This is a genomic window from Nostoc sp. (assembly GCF_036917465.1).
In the GTDB taxonomy this organism is placed as follows: domain Bacteria; phylum Cyanobacteriota; class Cyanobacteriia; order Cyanobacteriales; family Nostocaceae; genus Nostoc.
The window spans coordinates 141,929-156,251 of sequence record NZ_JBALDL010000086.1 but is presented as its reverse complement, the minus strand read 5'-3'; the positions used below and the strand labels follow the sequence as shown (position 1 = coordinate 156,251).

Genomic DNA, 14,323 nt, shown 5'->3' with positions numbered 1-14,323 from the left:
ACTGCGTTGGGCGGCTCTGCCGACTTGGAGCATGTGGCGTGGATTTAGGGGGATCTAGAACTTTTTGATACCGACAAGAGGACTTTTCAAACAACCTCTTAGACTGATAGATTAGATGATTAGTTGGGCAATATTTAAGTGAGTGGTGTGACTCTCCTTAATTATTTATGGCTTTACTAATCAAACAACGTCGATGCCTATATATCAATCTGAGTATCTTGAGTTTATGTTTGGTAGTAACCATTACACCTGTTAGAGCATCTGTGCAAGTATTGGCATCTACTCTGAATGCTTCAGCATCCACTAACCAGATAGAACAAGGACGAAACCTCTACCGTTCAGGACGCTTTGCAGAAGCGGTGATGATTTGGCAAACAGCAGCACAACAGTACAATACTCAAGGCGATCGTCTGAACGAAGCCCTTAGCTTAAGTTACCTTTCACTAGCACAACAGGAACTTAACCAATGGAAAGCAGCCGAAGAGTCGATTGAACAAAGCTTGAAACTATTGCAAACCTCTATTCCCTCTGCTGATGCAATTCTCTGGGCGCAGGTACTCAATACCCAAGCAAACTTGCAATTGCACAATGGTAAAGCCGAAATTGCTCTGGAAAATTGGCAACAAGCTCAAAAATATTATGAGCAAGCAAGTGACAAAATGGGTAGCTTGGGTAGTCAAATTAACCAAGCACAAGCTTTACAAAGTTTGGGATTTTATCGTCGTTCTAAACAGCAGTTGGAGGCGTTAAATCAAAATTTAGCAGGAATGCCTGATTCAGAAATTAAAGTTAGTGGACTGCAATCACTTGGTTTAGCCCTGCTGATGATTGGCGATGGCAAGAGTCAAGAGGTGTTAGAGCAAAGTTTAGCGATCGCTCGCAAAATTGAAACTACACCTCAATTGAGTTCCATTCTCCTAAGCTTAGGAGAAACCGCCGTACACTTAAAAGATCCAGGGGCGGCATTAGATTACTTTGAACAAGCAGAAAAGTTAACTACAAATCCAAGCGATCGTTTAGAGGCACGTTTAGCTAAGTTTAAGCTTTTTCTCAACTACGACAAGCTTGAGTTGGCTACCCCACTCGCACCTCAACTACTACAACAACTTGGAGAACTACCCCCAAGTCACAGTTCTCTCTACGCAGCGATCAATTTTGTTGCCTCACTGAATGGGCAGTCAAATTCTAAGCAAATCATACCACTCAAAGACCTAGCGCAACTGATGGCAGTCACAGTCAAGTCTGCCCAACAAATCCAAGATGCTCAAGCAGAAGCTTACGCACTCTATCAGTGGGGAAAACTCTATCGTCAGACACAGCAGTTATCACAAGCACAGGAGTTAAGTCAGAAATCCCTCAAAATTGCGCGTCAACTCCAAGCTGAGGATATCATTGCTCAATCTGCTTGGCAGGTGGGACAGTTGTATAAAGAACAGGGCGATCGCCCTGAAGCGATCGCTGCTTATACTGAAGCAGTCAGAGCTTTAAAGTCAATCAGGGGAGATTTAGTTTCCGTCAACCTCGATGTTCAGTTCTCCTTCCGTGAAAGTGTGGAGCCTGTTTACCGAGAACTTGTAGGTTTACTCCTAGATCGGCAACCCAGTCAAGCAGAACTGATGGAAGCTCGTGACTTGATTGAGGGACTGCAAGTTGCAGAACTCGATAACTTTTTCCGGGAAGCTTGTTTAGATATATCTCAGCAGATTGACAAAATTGACCCCAATGCAACTGTTATTTATCCGATTATCTTGCCAGATCGCCTAGCAGTAATCCTTTCTAAAACCGGGCAACCGTTGCGTTACTATGTGACACAAAAATCTATTGCTGACATCGAACAAACTTTAGAAAAATTATTAGTTGGCTTCAATCCTGTCTCAGATTCTAAAGAGCGCGATCGCTTGTCTCAAGAAATTTATAGTTGGTTAATTCGTCCTGCCGAAATGGATGGAGCTTTTAAAGATACCCAAACACTAGTATTTGTTTTGGATGGTCGATTACGTAATATTCCTATAGCCGCTTTGTATGACGGTAAGCAATATCTGATTGAGAAGTATGCTGTTGCTCTCTCACCGGGAATGAAATTGCTAGCTGCGCGATCGCTAAAGCAAAACAAAATTAATGCGATCGTCGGTGGTATCAGCCAATCTCGTAATGGCTTCAGTGCTTTGCCTGCTGTAGAATTAGAGGTTAAGCAAATCTCGAAGGCAGTCCGATCTTCGATGTTGCTCAATGAGCAATTCACTAGTCAAGCCCTTGGCGATCGCATCAAATCTAGTAGCGCCGATATTGTCCATCTCGCAACCCACGGACAGTTTAGCTCCCGCCTTGAAGATACCTTCCTACTGACTTGGGATGGAAAAGTTAACGTTCAGGAATTGTCAGAACTTCTCAAAAATCGGGGTGGCGAATCTTCCAAAGCAATTGAGTTGCTAGTACTGAGTGCCTGTGATACGGCAGCAGGCGACGATCGCGCCGTTCTTGGACTAGCAGGCTTGGCTGTCAAATCTGGTGCCCGCTCAACCATTGCCACTCTCTGGCCTGTCAAAGATAAAGCAGCCGAGATGCTGATGACGCGCTTCTATGATCAACTACGACAGCCCAACATTACTAAAGCTGAGGCACTGCGGCAAGCTCAAATCAACTTAATTCGCCAAACTGATTTTCACGATCCTTTCTTTTGGTCTGCCTTCGTTTTGGTTGGTAACTGGCTGTGAAGGAGGCAGGAGGCAGGAAGCAGGGGGCTTTTCCGATTTTTGTACAGATGCGTTAATCATAAGTGATTAACTGGACATGATATTAAACCGCGATCTTCGCTTTCCCTCCTACATCTTTCTTTTGCGTAATATTACTCAGTAAAATATTAGTAAATCGCACGAATTTTTACGGAATTAAAGTCGGTTTTCGTTTATATTTCTAGTATGTCTTAAAGCCTTTGACTCTTAGCTGAAAAGATTTATCCAACTTTTTCCCACAATCAGAATCAATGTATTTAGTATTACTTTTTTCCAATGAGGTGCTACGTTATGAAACGTCGATATTTGGCTAGTGCATTGAGCTTCATTGCTCTGCTCACTAGTAGTACATTGAACACAGCCCATGCTGTTACATTTACCCCACCCATTAACAATGGCGCTCCCAGCCAAGCCACTGGGGGGGCTTCCCGTGGAAATTTCTTTATCCCTACTTCTGGCAAAAGCGCTCCCAGCCAAGCAACTGGAGGAGCTTCCCGTGGTAGTCTGTTTACACCTACTTCTGGCAAAAGCGCTCCCAGCCAAGCAGCTGGGGGAGCTTCTAGAGGCGACCTTTTTACACCTAGTGCAGGTAAAAGCGCTCCCAGACAAGCAACTGGAGGAGCTTCTAGAGGCGATCTATTTACACCTAGTGCAGGCAAAAGCGCTCCTAGACAAGCATCTGGAGGAGCTTCTCCGGTTGGTAGTTACGACTTAAATCCTTCAACTGTAAGTGCAGCAGGCCCAGCAGCCATAATCGCACTCCTACCCCAAGACTTCTATGGCACAACAGTGTCTGAACGTCCCACAATTCTGGTATATCTCCCAGCTTCTAATGCAGAAGAAGCTGTGTTTAGCCTCAAGGATGAAGTTGGTAATACACAGTATCAAATCACCATTCCTATTGCTCTCAAAGCTGGAGTAATGGCTGTCAAATTACCAGCTGATGCACCCGCTTTAGTAGTTGGGAAAAACTACCATTGGTTCCTAGCTGTCAAACTTGATGGCCAGCTAAGTCCAAATACGCCTTATGTCGATGGTTGGATTCAACGCATCCAGCCTAATGCTGAACTGGCAACAGCAATGCAGCAAAAAGATGCTCTGAAGCAGGCGATGGCTTTTGGTAAACATGGCGTTTGGTATGACTGTGTGGAAACACTTGCAGCCCTACACAGCGCTCAACCTACCAATGTGACTCTTACCAAACAATGGGAAGAACTCCTCTCTTCAGTTAGCTTGAAGGAAATTGTCACAGTTCCGTTATTAGTATCTGTGAACTAATAGCAATTTAGGCATGGGGCATGGGGCATTGGGCATTGATTATTTTCCCTCTACTCCCCAATCCCCAGCCCCTAATCCCCAGTCCCTAATCCCCAGTCACCATGTGGCGAAGATTCCAGACTTTCATCCAACACACTCGTAGCGTTTTGATTATTACTCCCACTGTTGCTTTGACTGTCATTGTCGGGCAATCGTTGGGATTTTTCAATTTACTTGAATGGGAAATTCGTGATGAATGGGTTCGTCAGCGATCGCTCAATACGATCGCTAATGAAATTGTGATTGTCACAATCGATGAGCGCGATATCCAATCGGTAAGGAAATGGCCAATTCCAGATTGGGCGTTAGCAAAATTACTAGAAAAGATTCGGGCGCAGCAGCCCAGAGCCATTGGCTTGGATCTCTATCGAGATTTACCAGAGGGAAGCGGACATGAAGAACTTGTAAAAATTTTCCGCAGCACTCCTAATTTAATCGGCGTTGAGAAAATCACTGGAGAGCGTGTCAATCCGCCACCAGATTTGAAGAAACTCGATCAAGTCGGATTAGCAGATTTAGTCTTGGATGGCGATCGCTTTGTCCGTCGCGCTCTCCTAACGGCAACTGATGCCAAAGAGCAAGACACGCTCAAAGCTGGGCTGGCAACTGTTGTCGCGCTCAAGTACTTAGAATCCGACAATATTAGTTTAAAAAATATTGACCCTAAGCAACAAAAGTTTCAATTGGGTAAGGCAATTTACTTACCACTAAATAATCAAGAAGCAGGCTACTTTGATGCTGATCTAGGCGGCTATCAAATTTTGCTCAATTGGCATGGAACAGATGCGGCATTTCGGACAGTTGCCATGCGCGATGTCTTAGCAGGGCGAATTCCAGCCAATCTAATGCGCGATCGCATGGTGTTTATCGGCTCAACCGCCGCTAGTACCAATGACTTCTTCAACACACCCTTCAGTTCCTCCTGGATGTCAGCCCAAAAACAGATGCCAGGGGTTGTTGTCCATGCCAATATTGCCCTTCAACTGGTGCAAGGGGCAAAAACAGGGGAGACAAATCTGCACGGCGTTTCTGGCTTCGCTGTGTCCCTCTGGATTATTTTATCGTCTGCGATCGGTTCTAGTGGTAGTTGGTTCTTATCCAGTCGCAAACTGCGGATTCCTGGTGGCAAAATTCTCTGGGCAACTATTGCCATCAGTGGCGTGTTTGTGGGAGGTGGCTATGAAATGTTTTTACATGGCATTCTGATTCCAGTCACTCCCACTTTAGCCGCATTCATCAGCAGTGTGATTGCAACGACAAATGCCTATAAACAGAGGCAGTTAGAGGCAGCAAATCAGCAACTAGAAATTGCCAACGCTCAACTATTAGATTATTCCAAAACTCTGGAGTCCAAAGTTAAAGAGCGAACTCATGAACTGCTTGAGGCCAAGCAAGCTGCTGATGCTGCTAACGAAGCAAAGAGCGAGTTTCTGGCCAATATGAGCCATGAACTACGTACACCACTTAATGGCATCCTTGGTTTTGCCCAGGTGCTACAAGTATCGCCAAACATGACAGAGAAAAATCTCGAAGGTGTCAGCATTATTCACCAATGTGGGACACACCTCCTGATGCTAGTCAATGACATTCTCGACCTTTCAAAAATTGAAGCTCGGAAATTAGAATTGTTTGCAACTAATGTACGTCTGACCAGTTTTTTACATGGTATCACCGAAATTTGCAGTATCCGAGCCAAACAAAAAGGGATTGCACTTAATATCTTAATCAGCGATCGCCTACCAGTTGCTATTGAAGTGGATGAAAAGCGACTAAGGCAAGTTTTGATCAACTTACTCGGTAATGCGATCAAATTTACAGATAACGGTAGCGTCACTTTCAAAGTCGAAGTCATTAGTCAAGAGTCTCAACAAATGACACACCAGAAAATTCGCTTCCAGATTGAAGATACAGGTATTGGGATGTCACCAAACCAACTAAAGAAAATCTTTTTGGCTTTTGAGCAAGTAGGTGAAGCAGGGCGGAAATCTGAAGGTGCTGGCTTAGGATTGGCAATCAGTCAAAGAATTGCGGCATTGATGGGCAGCCAAATTCAAGTACAGAGTCATCTGGGTGAAGGTAGTCTCTTTTGGCTAGATTTAATGCTACCAGTACCAGTTTCCCATGACTGGCAGATACAAACGATACCGACAACGGACGTAGCAGCAACCCCAACTCATCAGAAAATCACCGGAATTCGGGGTACTGCACCTGAAATTCTCATTATCGATGATGATGCTAACCACTGTTCTATGTTGACTAGTTTGCTTGAAGGAATTGGCTGTCGAACCCTGAAAGCAAGTGACGGCAAACATGGGTTACAGATGGTAACTGAACATCACCCAGATGTGATCGTGCTTGATTTAGCTATGCCTAATATGGATGGCTTTGAATTCATGGTTCACTTACAAGAAAATCCACAAACTTGTTCTATTCCAATTATTGTCTCTAGTGCCAGCGTCTTTGAGGAAAATCGGCAACGGAGTTTTCAGGCAGGGGCTACAGCATTCTTACCGAAACCTCTGCAAATTAATGAATTATTTAATGCACTGAGATTACTGCTAAAACTGGAGTGGATTTATGCTCAATCCACACCTCAGAAGCCATCTTACCAGCTTGAACAGAAAGCTGATGCTGAATTGGTTTTACCATCACAGGATGTTTTACAACAGCTTTATCATCTGGCAATGATGGGAGATATTCAGGCAATTGAGGGAATTATAAAAGAGTTAATTAAGCAAGATCAGCTAACTCCTTTCGCAAATGAGTTGAGCCAATTTACTGCCAACTTCCAAACCGGAAAAATCCGTAAGTTCCTTAAATCTTTTGTAATAACTGAGTCACGTCAATGATGCTCGAACCCCTCTTGAAGCCAATGTATATTCTTTTGGTAGATGACAATCCCAACAATCTGAAAGTGCTATCAGAAGCGATTCAGGGCTGTGGCTGGAAAACACTCGTGGCAACCGATGGAGAATCCGCCATCGAACAAACAGAATACGCTGTTCCCGATCTGATTCTCCTGGATATCATGATGCCGGGTATTGATGGATTTGAAACTTGTCGCAGATTGAAAGCTAATTCCATTACTCAGAATATTCCAGTCATTTTTATGACTGCCTTAACCGATGCCACAGACAAAGTGAAAGGACTGGAAATTGGTGCAGTTGACTATATTACCAAACCCTTCCAACAGGAAGAAGTCATTGCTCGATTAAAGTTACATCTAAAAATCTCCCATCTGACTCGTACCCTCGAACAAAGAGTACAAGAACGCACCGGAGAATTAACTCAATCTCTGCAACAGTTACAAAACACTCAACTACAACTAATCCAGAGTGAGAAAATGTCTACCCTTGGACAAATGATTGCAGGGATAGGTCATGAGATTAACAACCCAATTGGTTTTATTAGTGGAAATTGCTCTCATATTGAGGAATATGTCAAGGATCTCCTGCGTTTGGTAAATCTCCAACAGCAAAAGCTACCACATTCAGATCCAGAAATTGTAGAACTTGTTAAAGAGATTGATTTAGAGTATTTGATTGAAGATTTACCAAACATTTTGGCATCAATGCACCAGGGAATTGGTCGTCTTAAGGACATCAGCCTTTCTCTCAGAACCTTTGCTCGCTCTGATATTTCATCTATGGTAGAGTTTCAGATTCACGAAGGAATTGATAGTACCTTAATGCTCTTAAAACATCGATTGCAAGACCAAGGAAAACGCTCGAAAATCGAGGTTGTGAAAGAATATGGTAATTTACCTCCAATTACTTGCTATCCTGGACAACTGAACCAGGTATTTATGAATCTTATCGCTAATGCTATTGATGCATTTGATGACCTCTATCAAAACGGCTCAGTTCAGAAGATTGCTGCTACACCTTACACCATCACGATCGCTACATCAGTGCAGCCTCAGGAAAAAACTGTTTCAATTTGCATCGAAGATAATGCTTTTGGTATGCCTCCTGAAGTGCAAGCTAGAATTTTTGAACCATCTTTTACAACTAAGGCTGTGGGTAAGGGAACCGGGCTAGGATTAGCCATCAGTTACCAAATTATTATCGATAAACACGATGGACAAATCCAATGTTTGTCAACTTCTGGACAGGGGACAAAGTTTATTATTACTTTGGGAATTTAAGGGGATAGAAAGAGAAAACTCCGCTCCTTTTCCCGGTTCGGATATTACACTTAATCGTCCCCCATGTTTTTCGACAATAGAGTGACTAATCGATAATCTTAAGCCTATTCCTGTGCCAATCGGTTTTGTTGTAAAAAAGGGGTCAAATAGGCGCTGTTTTACCTCTTCAGACATTCCAACTCCATTATCCGCAATTTGAATATTTATTATATCAGCATCAGTCATTTTGGTAAGAATTTGAATCGTGGGGATTTTTGTTAGTGTATATTCAGTAGTGAATGATCAATCCTCTTGAAGCAGCAGAAGGACTGATTTTTCAGCCCCAGCATTTTCGATTACAACCTGCATCAGGGTTGTCAACAGCTTTTCTAACTCAATTTCTCCAGCCAGTGCATGAGAAGCTTTCATCACTGTTGCTAAATCTAATGCTTCAGTCTCCGTGGAATTATTGTGGTTGAATCCGATTGTAGTGATGAGGGTTGAAGAAGCAGTTTCATTCTGTTGAAAATACTGTTAAGTCTTCACTCTTGCTTGGAAACATTTATTATGAGACAGGACTTTAAGTAGGGGCAATACCCTGCGGGAAGCCGCTTTGCCTATACATGAATTGCTTATACCACAATTAAGGCACTATTAAACAAAAAAAGATTTACTTTGTCAATGGTTTGTAAGGAAAATTGAGAGTTTAAAACCCCCAAAGATAGCTTTTGCGTGTATATTTGCGGTTCATAACCGCCCTTTTAACTAAATCCGCCTTCCTGAGTCCGTAATTCTGCAATCATTTTGCAGTAAAATTAATCGTCTAGATACAGGAGGGCTTGGAGATGACTCGTGTCATCATTGTGCGCCACGGTCAAAGTGGTTATAACACCGAACGGCGTATTCAGGGACGCACTGATGCGTCAACATTAACCGAGAAAGGTCGTAACGATGCCATTAAAGCTGGCAAAGCCCTCAGCAATATTGTATTTAATGCTATTTATAGCAGTCCCCTGCAACGAGCAAAACACACAGCAGATATTATCCATAGTGAGTTAGCAACTCATTCCGAACAATCTGCTGTAATTCAAGTTTCTGATTTACTGCTAGAAATCGACCTCCCTTTATGGGAAGCACTGCTAACTGCTGAAGTTAAGCAAAAATTTGCCGAAGACTACCGCACTTGGCATCAACGTCCCGACGAACTGCGGATGCTGCTAAATGATGCACAAGGGACAAGAGAACATTTTCCTGTTCTTGCTTTATACGAACAAGCGCGGCAGTTTTGGCAAGAAAGTTTGTCTCACCATCAAGGCGAAACTATTCTGATAGTGGGACATAACGGCATTAATCGCGCCCTGATTAGCACAGCCTTGGGAATCCCTGCAAGTCGCTACCATTCAATCCAGCAATCTAACTGTGGCATCAGCGTACTTAATTTTTCTGGGGGATTGGGCGAACCAGTCCAGCTAGAATCATTAAATCAGACGCAACACACTGGAGAGACTTTACCCTCATTGCGACCGGATCATCAAGGAGTACGGTTGTTGCTAGTGCGTCATGGTGAAACCGACTGGAATCGCCAAACTAGGTTTCAAGGGCAAATTGATGTTCCCCTCAATGACAACGGGAGACAACAATCGCAAAAAGCAGGCGAATTTCTTCAAGAGGTTGCGATTGATAATGCTTGCAGTAGCACCATGCTGCGCCCTAAAGAAACAGCAGAGATTATTTTAAAGCAGCATCCTCATGTAAAGTTAGATTTGCAAGATGGTTTAAGAGAAATCAGCCACGGACTCTGGGAAGGGAAATTAGAAACAGAGATAGAACAAGAGTTTCCCGGAGAGTTGCAGCGCTGGCGGTTAGTGCCGGCCGAAGTGCAAATGCCTGAAGGGGAAAATTTGCAAGAGGTGTGGGAACGCAGCGTTGCAGCTTGGCAATCAATTGTGGAAGCAGCATTAACTAATCAATTTAAAACTGTATTAGTGGTAGCTCATGATGCTACTAATAAAACTCTACTTTGTCACATTCTAGGTTTATCGCTAGAAAATTTCTGGAATTTTCGTCAGGGGAATGGCGCAGTCAGCGTTATCGATTACCCTTCTGGAATCGATGGTTTACCAGTATTACAAGCGATGAATATCACCACTCACTTCGGTGGAGGCGTACTAGATAAAACAGCAGCAGGAGCATTGTAAAAAACTTAGGAGACACGATTAATTGCGTCTGTACAGGAGTTAAAAGTCAAGTTAGGAGTGAAAAATATAAGTGATGAATAAAGTTCAAAATGATGAGGGAGGAACAAATAACTGATAACTCCTAACTCATAACTTATTACTCCTAATTCCTAACTTTATTCTTAACTCCTAACTAAAAAGTTTTATGGCTGAACTGCTGCAAAAAGTACGGGTGATTGATCCAGTTTCTCAAATCGACGAACTCTTTGATGTGCTGATTGCTGATGATTATATTAAAGAAGTAGCTTCGCACATTGCTGATATTCATTCCGATACTCAAATTAGAGATTGCCAGGGATTTGTTCTTGGGCCTGGGTTAGTGGATTTGTATAGCCACTCCGGTGAACCGGGATTTGAAGAACGAGAAACCGTGTTGTCTCTTTTAAAATCTGCTGCTGCTGGCGGCTTTACCAGAGTTAGCATTTTACCCGATACATCCCCAGCTATTGATAATCCTGCACTTGTGGCACAGTTACAGCAGAAAAGAGGTGTGGAAATAAGGAAGAAGAAAATTAATTTGTCTCCCCCTACTTCTCCCCTTCCTCTACTTCATATCTGGGGCGCTATCACCCTAGATGTTGCTGGGAAGCAAATGACGGAATTAGCAGATTTGGCATCTGCTGGAGTTATTGGTTTTAGCGATGGTAAACCTTTTGAAAATTTGGCACTAGTGCGCCGAGTGTTAGAGTATCTCCAGCCGTTGGGTAAACCAGTCGCATTTTGGCCTAGCGATCGCCAGTTAACAGCAAATGGTGTAATGAGAGAAGGGGTAGATGCTCTGCGTTTTGGTTTACCACCCATACCCGCCAGTGCCGAAACTACTGCGATCGCAGCTATGCTTGAATTGGTTGCAACCATCGGTACACCAGTCCATATCATGCGCGTCTCCACATCTCGCAGCGTGGAATTAATCGCCTCAGCCAAAGCTGCTGGTTTACCCATCACCGCCAGCACCACTTGGATGCACCTTTTACTTGATACAAAAGCAGTTAAGAGTTATAACACTAGCTTGCATTTAGACCCGCCTTTAGGCAATCCCAGTGATATGGCGGCGTTGCGTGCGGGGGTACGTGCAGGGGTTATAGATGCGATCGCCATCGATCATACACCCTACAGCTACGAAGAAAAAGTCCAAGCCTTTGCCGAAGCGCCTCCAGGAGCTATTGGTTTAGAGTTAGCATTACCTTTGCTGTGGCAATATCTGGTTGAAACTGAAGAATTTACAGCTTTAGAGTTATGGCGGGCATTGAGTAGCAGTCCAGCAGAGTGTTTAGGGCAAAAAGTCAGTGCGATTCTACCTCATCAACCAGCAGAACTTACTTTATTTGACCCCGAGCAAATCTGGAAAGTCGAACGAAAAAATCTCTCTACACTTTCACAAAATACACCTTGGTTAGGACAACAATTGAAAGGTCATGTTGTGCAAACTTGGTGTTGAAAAAATTGTATTTCGTTTTGCATTTTGCAACTCACGGGCAATGCTGATAGTACGGTGGGAATGAGCGAATCAGTCAAAGAAAAAATATTTGACCACTTGTTTACTACTAAAGGTGTTGGTAAAGCAAAGGGATTAGAATTAGCGATCGCTAATTCTATTTTTGTAGAAAAGTATGGTGGAACTTTGAATGTGAATTCTACCCTTACGAATTCTCACTCAGACTTAGAAATAACCAATAAAAACCAGTATTTTCTCTGATGATAGTTGTAAAAAATATAGCCATTATAAATAATGATATATCGCTCGTTACACTCAGGTATCAGGGATCAACTAGTTGAAAAAGAATTCAGAGGTCAGAATGGGCTAAACCTTAGCTATCCGCTAACAGGAGCGGAGCCAGAGACGCTCCGCCTCCGGTCAAAATACAAGGTCACTAAATCAGCCTATCTAGTATGGGTCTTCAACCCTTTAATTCAGATGCTCACGGACTTGTTACCTTTACGCTATCGGCTTTTTCGACCGAAATAACCAACTGAATTCTGACCGGAGAATAGAGAAAAACTTTCCGGCTCCGCTCCTGATTCCTGAATTCTTTTTTAGTAAAATTTAAGGAGGAGGGTATCAGTGAAGCCAGTTATTATTGAAAAATCTAGTATTAAATCAGTATTTTATACGCAACAAATATTCACAAAATCTCTAAGTATTATCTCTGAACTGCGACCTCTGACATTTGGGTTTGTTTTAGCAGCAGTATTGTGTAATTATCAACAGGCGAATGCCCAAACACCTAATCCTGAGACTTTAACTTTACCACCCAGTCGATTACAAGAAGTTCCTGCCACTCCCTTACCTGCTAATGTGTTGCCGAAGCCAACAGATAGCAATCAATTGCTGCCTTTACCAACAATCCCAGATCAGTCAATTCCGAGCCAAGATGACTCTAATGCTAAATTTCGGGTCGATCGCATTGAAGTTCTTGGTAGTACAGTTTTCAAACCAGAACAATTTGCCGCTATTACAAATCCCTTTGTGGGAAAAGAGGTGACATTCGCAGAATTATTGCAAATCAAAGATGCGATCGCCAAGCTTTACACTGATAACGGTTATGTGACTACAGGAGCATTGATTACACCGCAGACATTGAAAGCTGGAACAGTCAATATTCAGGTGATTGAAGGTAGTCTCCAAGAAATCAAAATCATTGGTAATAGACGATTAAGTAGTAAATACATTCGCGATCGCATCCTACTTGGTGCTGGCAAACCCCTAAATGTACCACGCTTACTAGAAAAATTACAACTCCTCCGTCTCGATCCACGCATCAAAAACCTATCAGCCGAATTGCAGACAGGCGTGCATCCGGGAACTAATGTCTTGCAAGTTGAGGTTCAAGAAGCAGACACCTTTAAACTAACAGCAAGCCTAGATAATGGGCGCTCACCTAGTGTCGGCAGTTTTCGCCGGGGAATAGATTTGCAAGAAGCCAATTTATTAGGTTTCGGTGATACCCTGAGCGTAGGATATGCCAATACCGATGGCAGTAATACAATTAATGCCAATTACACGCTGCCAATTAATGCCCACAATGGCACTGTATCCTTCAGTTTTAGCCAGGGATGGAACCACGTTATTGAAAAACCATTTAGGGTTCTTGATATTCAGTCAAATAGTCGATCTTATGAATTAGGCTATCGACAACCATTGGTGCAAAAACCAACCCAAGAGTTGGCAATTGGGCTGTCATTCTCGCGCCAAGAAAGCCAAACTGAGTTGGGTATTGATAATATTGGGCCATTTCGCCTCTCTCCAGGTGCAGATGAGAACGGAAAAACCAATATTTCAGCTTTGCGCTTTTTTCAAGAATATATCCAGCGAAGTAACCAGTATGTCTTTGCGGCGCGATCGCAATTTAGTTTTGGCGTAGATTGGTTCGATGCAAATCTTAGTAATAATGAACCAGATAGCCGCTTTTTCGCATGGCGAGGACAAGCGCAGTGGGTGCGGCAATTAGCACCAGACACTCTATTTTTAGCCAGAGGCGATTTTCAATTAGCAGCAGATTCCTTAGTACCTTTAGAGCAATTTGGGCTTGGTGGACAACTAAGTGTCCGGGGCTATCGTCAAGACGCATTACTCACAGATAATGGCCTATTATTTTCCGCAGAATTTCGAGTCCCCATTCTCCGCGCTTCTAAAATTGGCGGGGTGTTGCAACTGACACCCTTCATTGATGTGGGTAAAGGCTGGAATGTCAACGGCGAAAATCCATCAACCAGTACCCTTGTTAGTACTGGGTTAGGGCTGTTATGGAAACAGAGTGATGACTTGCTGGCCCGCCTAGATTGGGGTATTCCCCTGATCTCGGTAGATGGTGAAAAGCGATCGCTCCAAGAAAATGGGCTATATTTCTCGGTGCGCTATTCACCGTTTTGAGCAAGGCGATTTGTTGAAGACAATAACGTTTATGCCTGGA

At 43.2% G+C, this 14,323-nt stretch carries 9 protein-coding genes and 1 pseudogene; 8 read left to right on the top strand and 2 right to left on the bottom strand.

Annotation, left to right across the window (positions count from 1 at the left end):
- Positions 1-167 precede the first annotated feature (167 nt).
- The 4 genes from V7K38_RS21820 to V7K38_RS21805 all read left to right on the top strand — a co-directional run bounded on the left by V7K38_RS21820 (position 168) and on the right by V7K38_RS21805 (position 8,196).
- Positions 168-2,714: a CHAT domain-containing protein gene (locus V7K38_RS21820; protein ID WP_334860541.1), complete on the top strand. Its 2,547-nt coding sequence runs from the start codon at positions 168-170 to the stop codon at positions 2,712-2,714.
- 309 nt (positions 2,715-3,023) lie between these two features.
- A complete protein-coding gene (locus tag V7K38_RS21815; protein WP_334860539.1) occupies positions 3,024-4,010 on the top strand; it encodes a DUF928 domain-containing protein in 987 nt (328 codons plus the stop codon).
- A 101-nt stretch (positions 4,011-4,111) separates the two neighbouring features.
- A complete protein-coding gene (locus tag V7K38_RS21810; RefSeq protein ID WP_334860537.1) occupies positions 4,112-6,898 on the top strand; it encodes a CHASE2 domain-containing protein in 2,787 nt (928 codons plus the stop codon).
- Complete coding sequence (locus V7K38_RS21805; protein WP_334860535.1) at positions 6,895-8,196, top strand: hybrid sensor histidine kinase/response regulator; 1,302 nt, start codon at positions 6,895-6,897, stop codon at positions 8,194-8,196. The genes V7K38_RS21810 and V7K38_RS21805 overlap by 4 nt, the downstream gene beginning before the upstream one ends.
- Here the strand turns inward: V7K38_RS21805 and V7K38_RS21800 are convergent.
- Both V7K38_RS21800 and V7K38_RS21795 read right to left on the bottom strand, forming a co-directional pair.
- Entirely contained in the window at positions 8,149-8,421 is a 273-nt protein-coding gene (locus V7K38_RS21800; RefSeq protein WP_334860533.1) for a sensor histidine kinase, read from the bottom strand. The genes V7K38_RS21805 and V7K38_RS21800 overlap by 48 nt on opposite strands.
- A gap of 57 nt (positions 8,422-8,478) precedes the next feature.
- On the bottom strand, positions 8,479-8,604 hold the full coding sequence (locus tag V7K38_RS21795; RefSeq protein WP_334860531.1) for a hypothetical protein: 126 nt from the start codon (positions 8,602-8,604) through the stop codon (positions 8,479-8,481).
- A 416-nt stretch (positions 8,605-9,020) separates the two neighbouring features.
- Between V7K38_RS21795 and V7K38_RS21790 the strand changes: the two genes are divergently transcribed.
- From V7K38_RS21790 to V7K38_RS21775, 4 genes and pseudogenes are all read left to right on the top strand, one after another.
- Positions 9,021-10,373 carry a histidine phosphatase family protein gene (locus V7K38_RS21790; RefSeq protein WP_334860529.1) on the top strand — a complete coding sequence of 451 codons (1,353 nt, stop codon included), beginning with the start codon at positions 9,021-9,023 and terminating at the stop codon, positions 10,371-10,373.
- A 184-nt stretch (positions 10,374-10,557) separates the two neighbouring features.
- Positions 10,558-11,850, top strand: a complete 1,293-nt coding sequence (locus tag V7K38_RS21785; RefSeq protein ID WP_334860527.1) for a dihydroorotase — start codon at positions 10,558-10,560, stop codon at positions 11,848-11,850.
- A gap of 42 nt (positions 11,851-11,892) precedes the next feature.
- Positions 11,893-12,108: pseudogene (locus tag V7K38_RS21780) on the top strand (ATP-binding protein); the annotation flags it as partial.
- A 465-nt stretch (positions 12,109-12,573) separates the two neighbouring features.
- A complete protein-coding gene (locus V7K38_RS21775; protein WP_442940791.1) occupies positions 12,574-14,283 on the top strand; it encodes a ShlB/FhaC/HecB family hemolysin secretion/activation protein in 1,710 nt (569 codons plus the stop codon).
- Positions 14,284-14,323: the final 40 nt, after the last annotated feature.

Excerpts from the sequence above, each read along its gene's own strand:
- V7K38_RS21820 (WP_334860541.1), top strand. The coding sequence starts at position 168 with ATGGCTTTACTAATCAAACAACGTCGATGCCTATATATCAATCTGAGT.
- V7K38_RS21815 (WP_334860539.1), top strand. The coding sequence starts at position 3,024 with ATGAAACGTCGATATTTGGCTAGTGCATTGAGCTTCATTGCTCTGCTC.
- V7K38_RS21810 (WP_334860537.1), top strand. The coding sequence starts at position 4,112 with ATGTGGCGAAGATTCCAGACTTTCATCCAACACACTCGTAGCGTTTTG.
- V7K38_RS21805 (WP_334860535.1), top strand. The coding sequence starts at position 6,895 with ATGATGCTCGAACCCCTCTTGAAGCCAATGTATATTCTTTTGGTAGAT.
- V7K38_RS21800 (WP_334860533.1), bottom strand. The coding sequence starts at position 8,421 with ATGACTGATGCTGATATAATAAATATTCAAATTGCGGATAATGGAGTT.
- V7K38_RS21795 (WP_334860531.1), bottom strand. The coding sequence starts at position 8,604 with ATGAAAGCTTCTCATGCACTGGCTGGAGAAATTGAGTTAGAAAAGCTG.
- V7K38_RS21790 (WP_334860529.1), top strand. The coding sequence starts at position 9,021 with ATGACTCGTGTCATCATTGTGCGCCACGGTCAAAGTGGTTATAACACC.
- V7K38_RS21785 (WP_334860527.1), top strand. The coding sequence starts at position 10,558 with ATGGCTGAACTGCTGCAAAAAGTACGGGTGATTGATCCAGTTTCTCAA.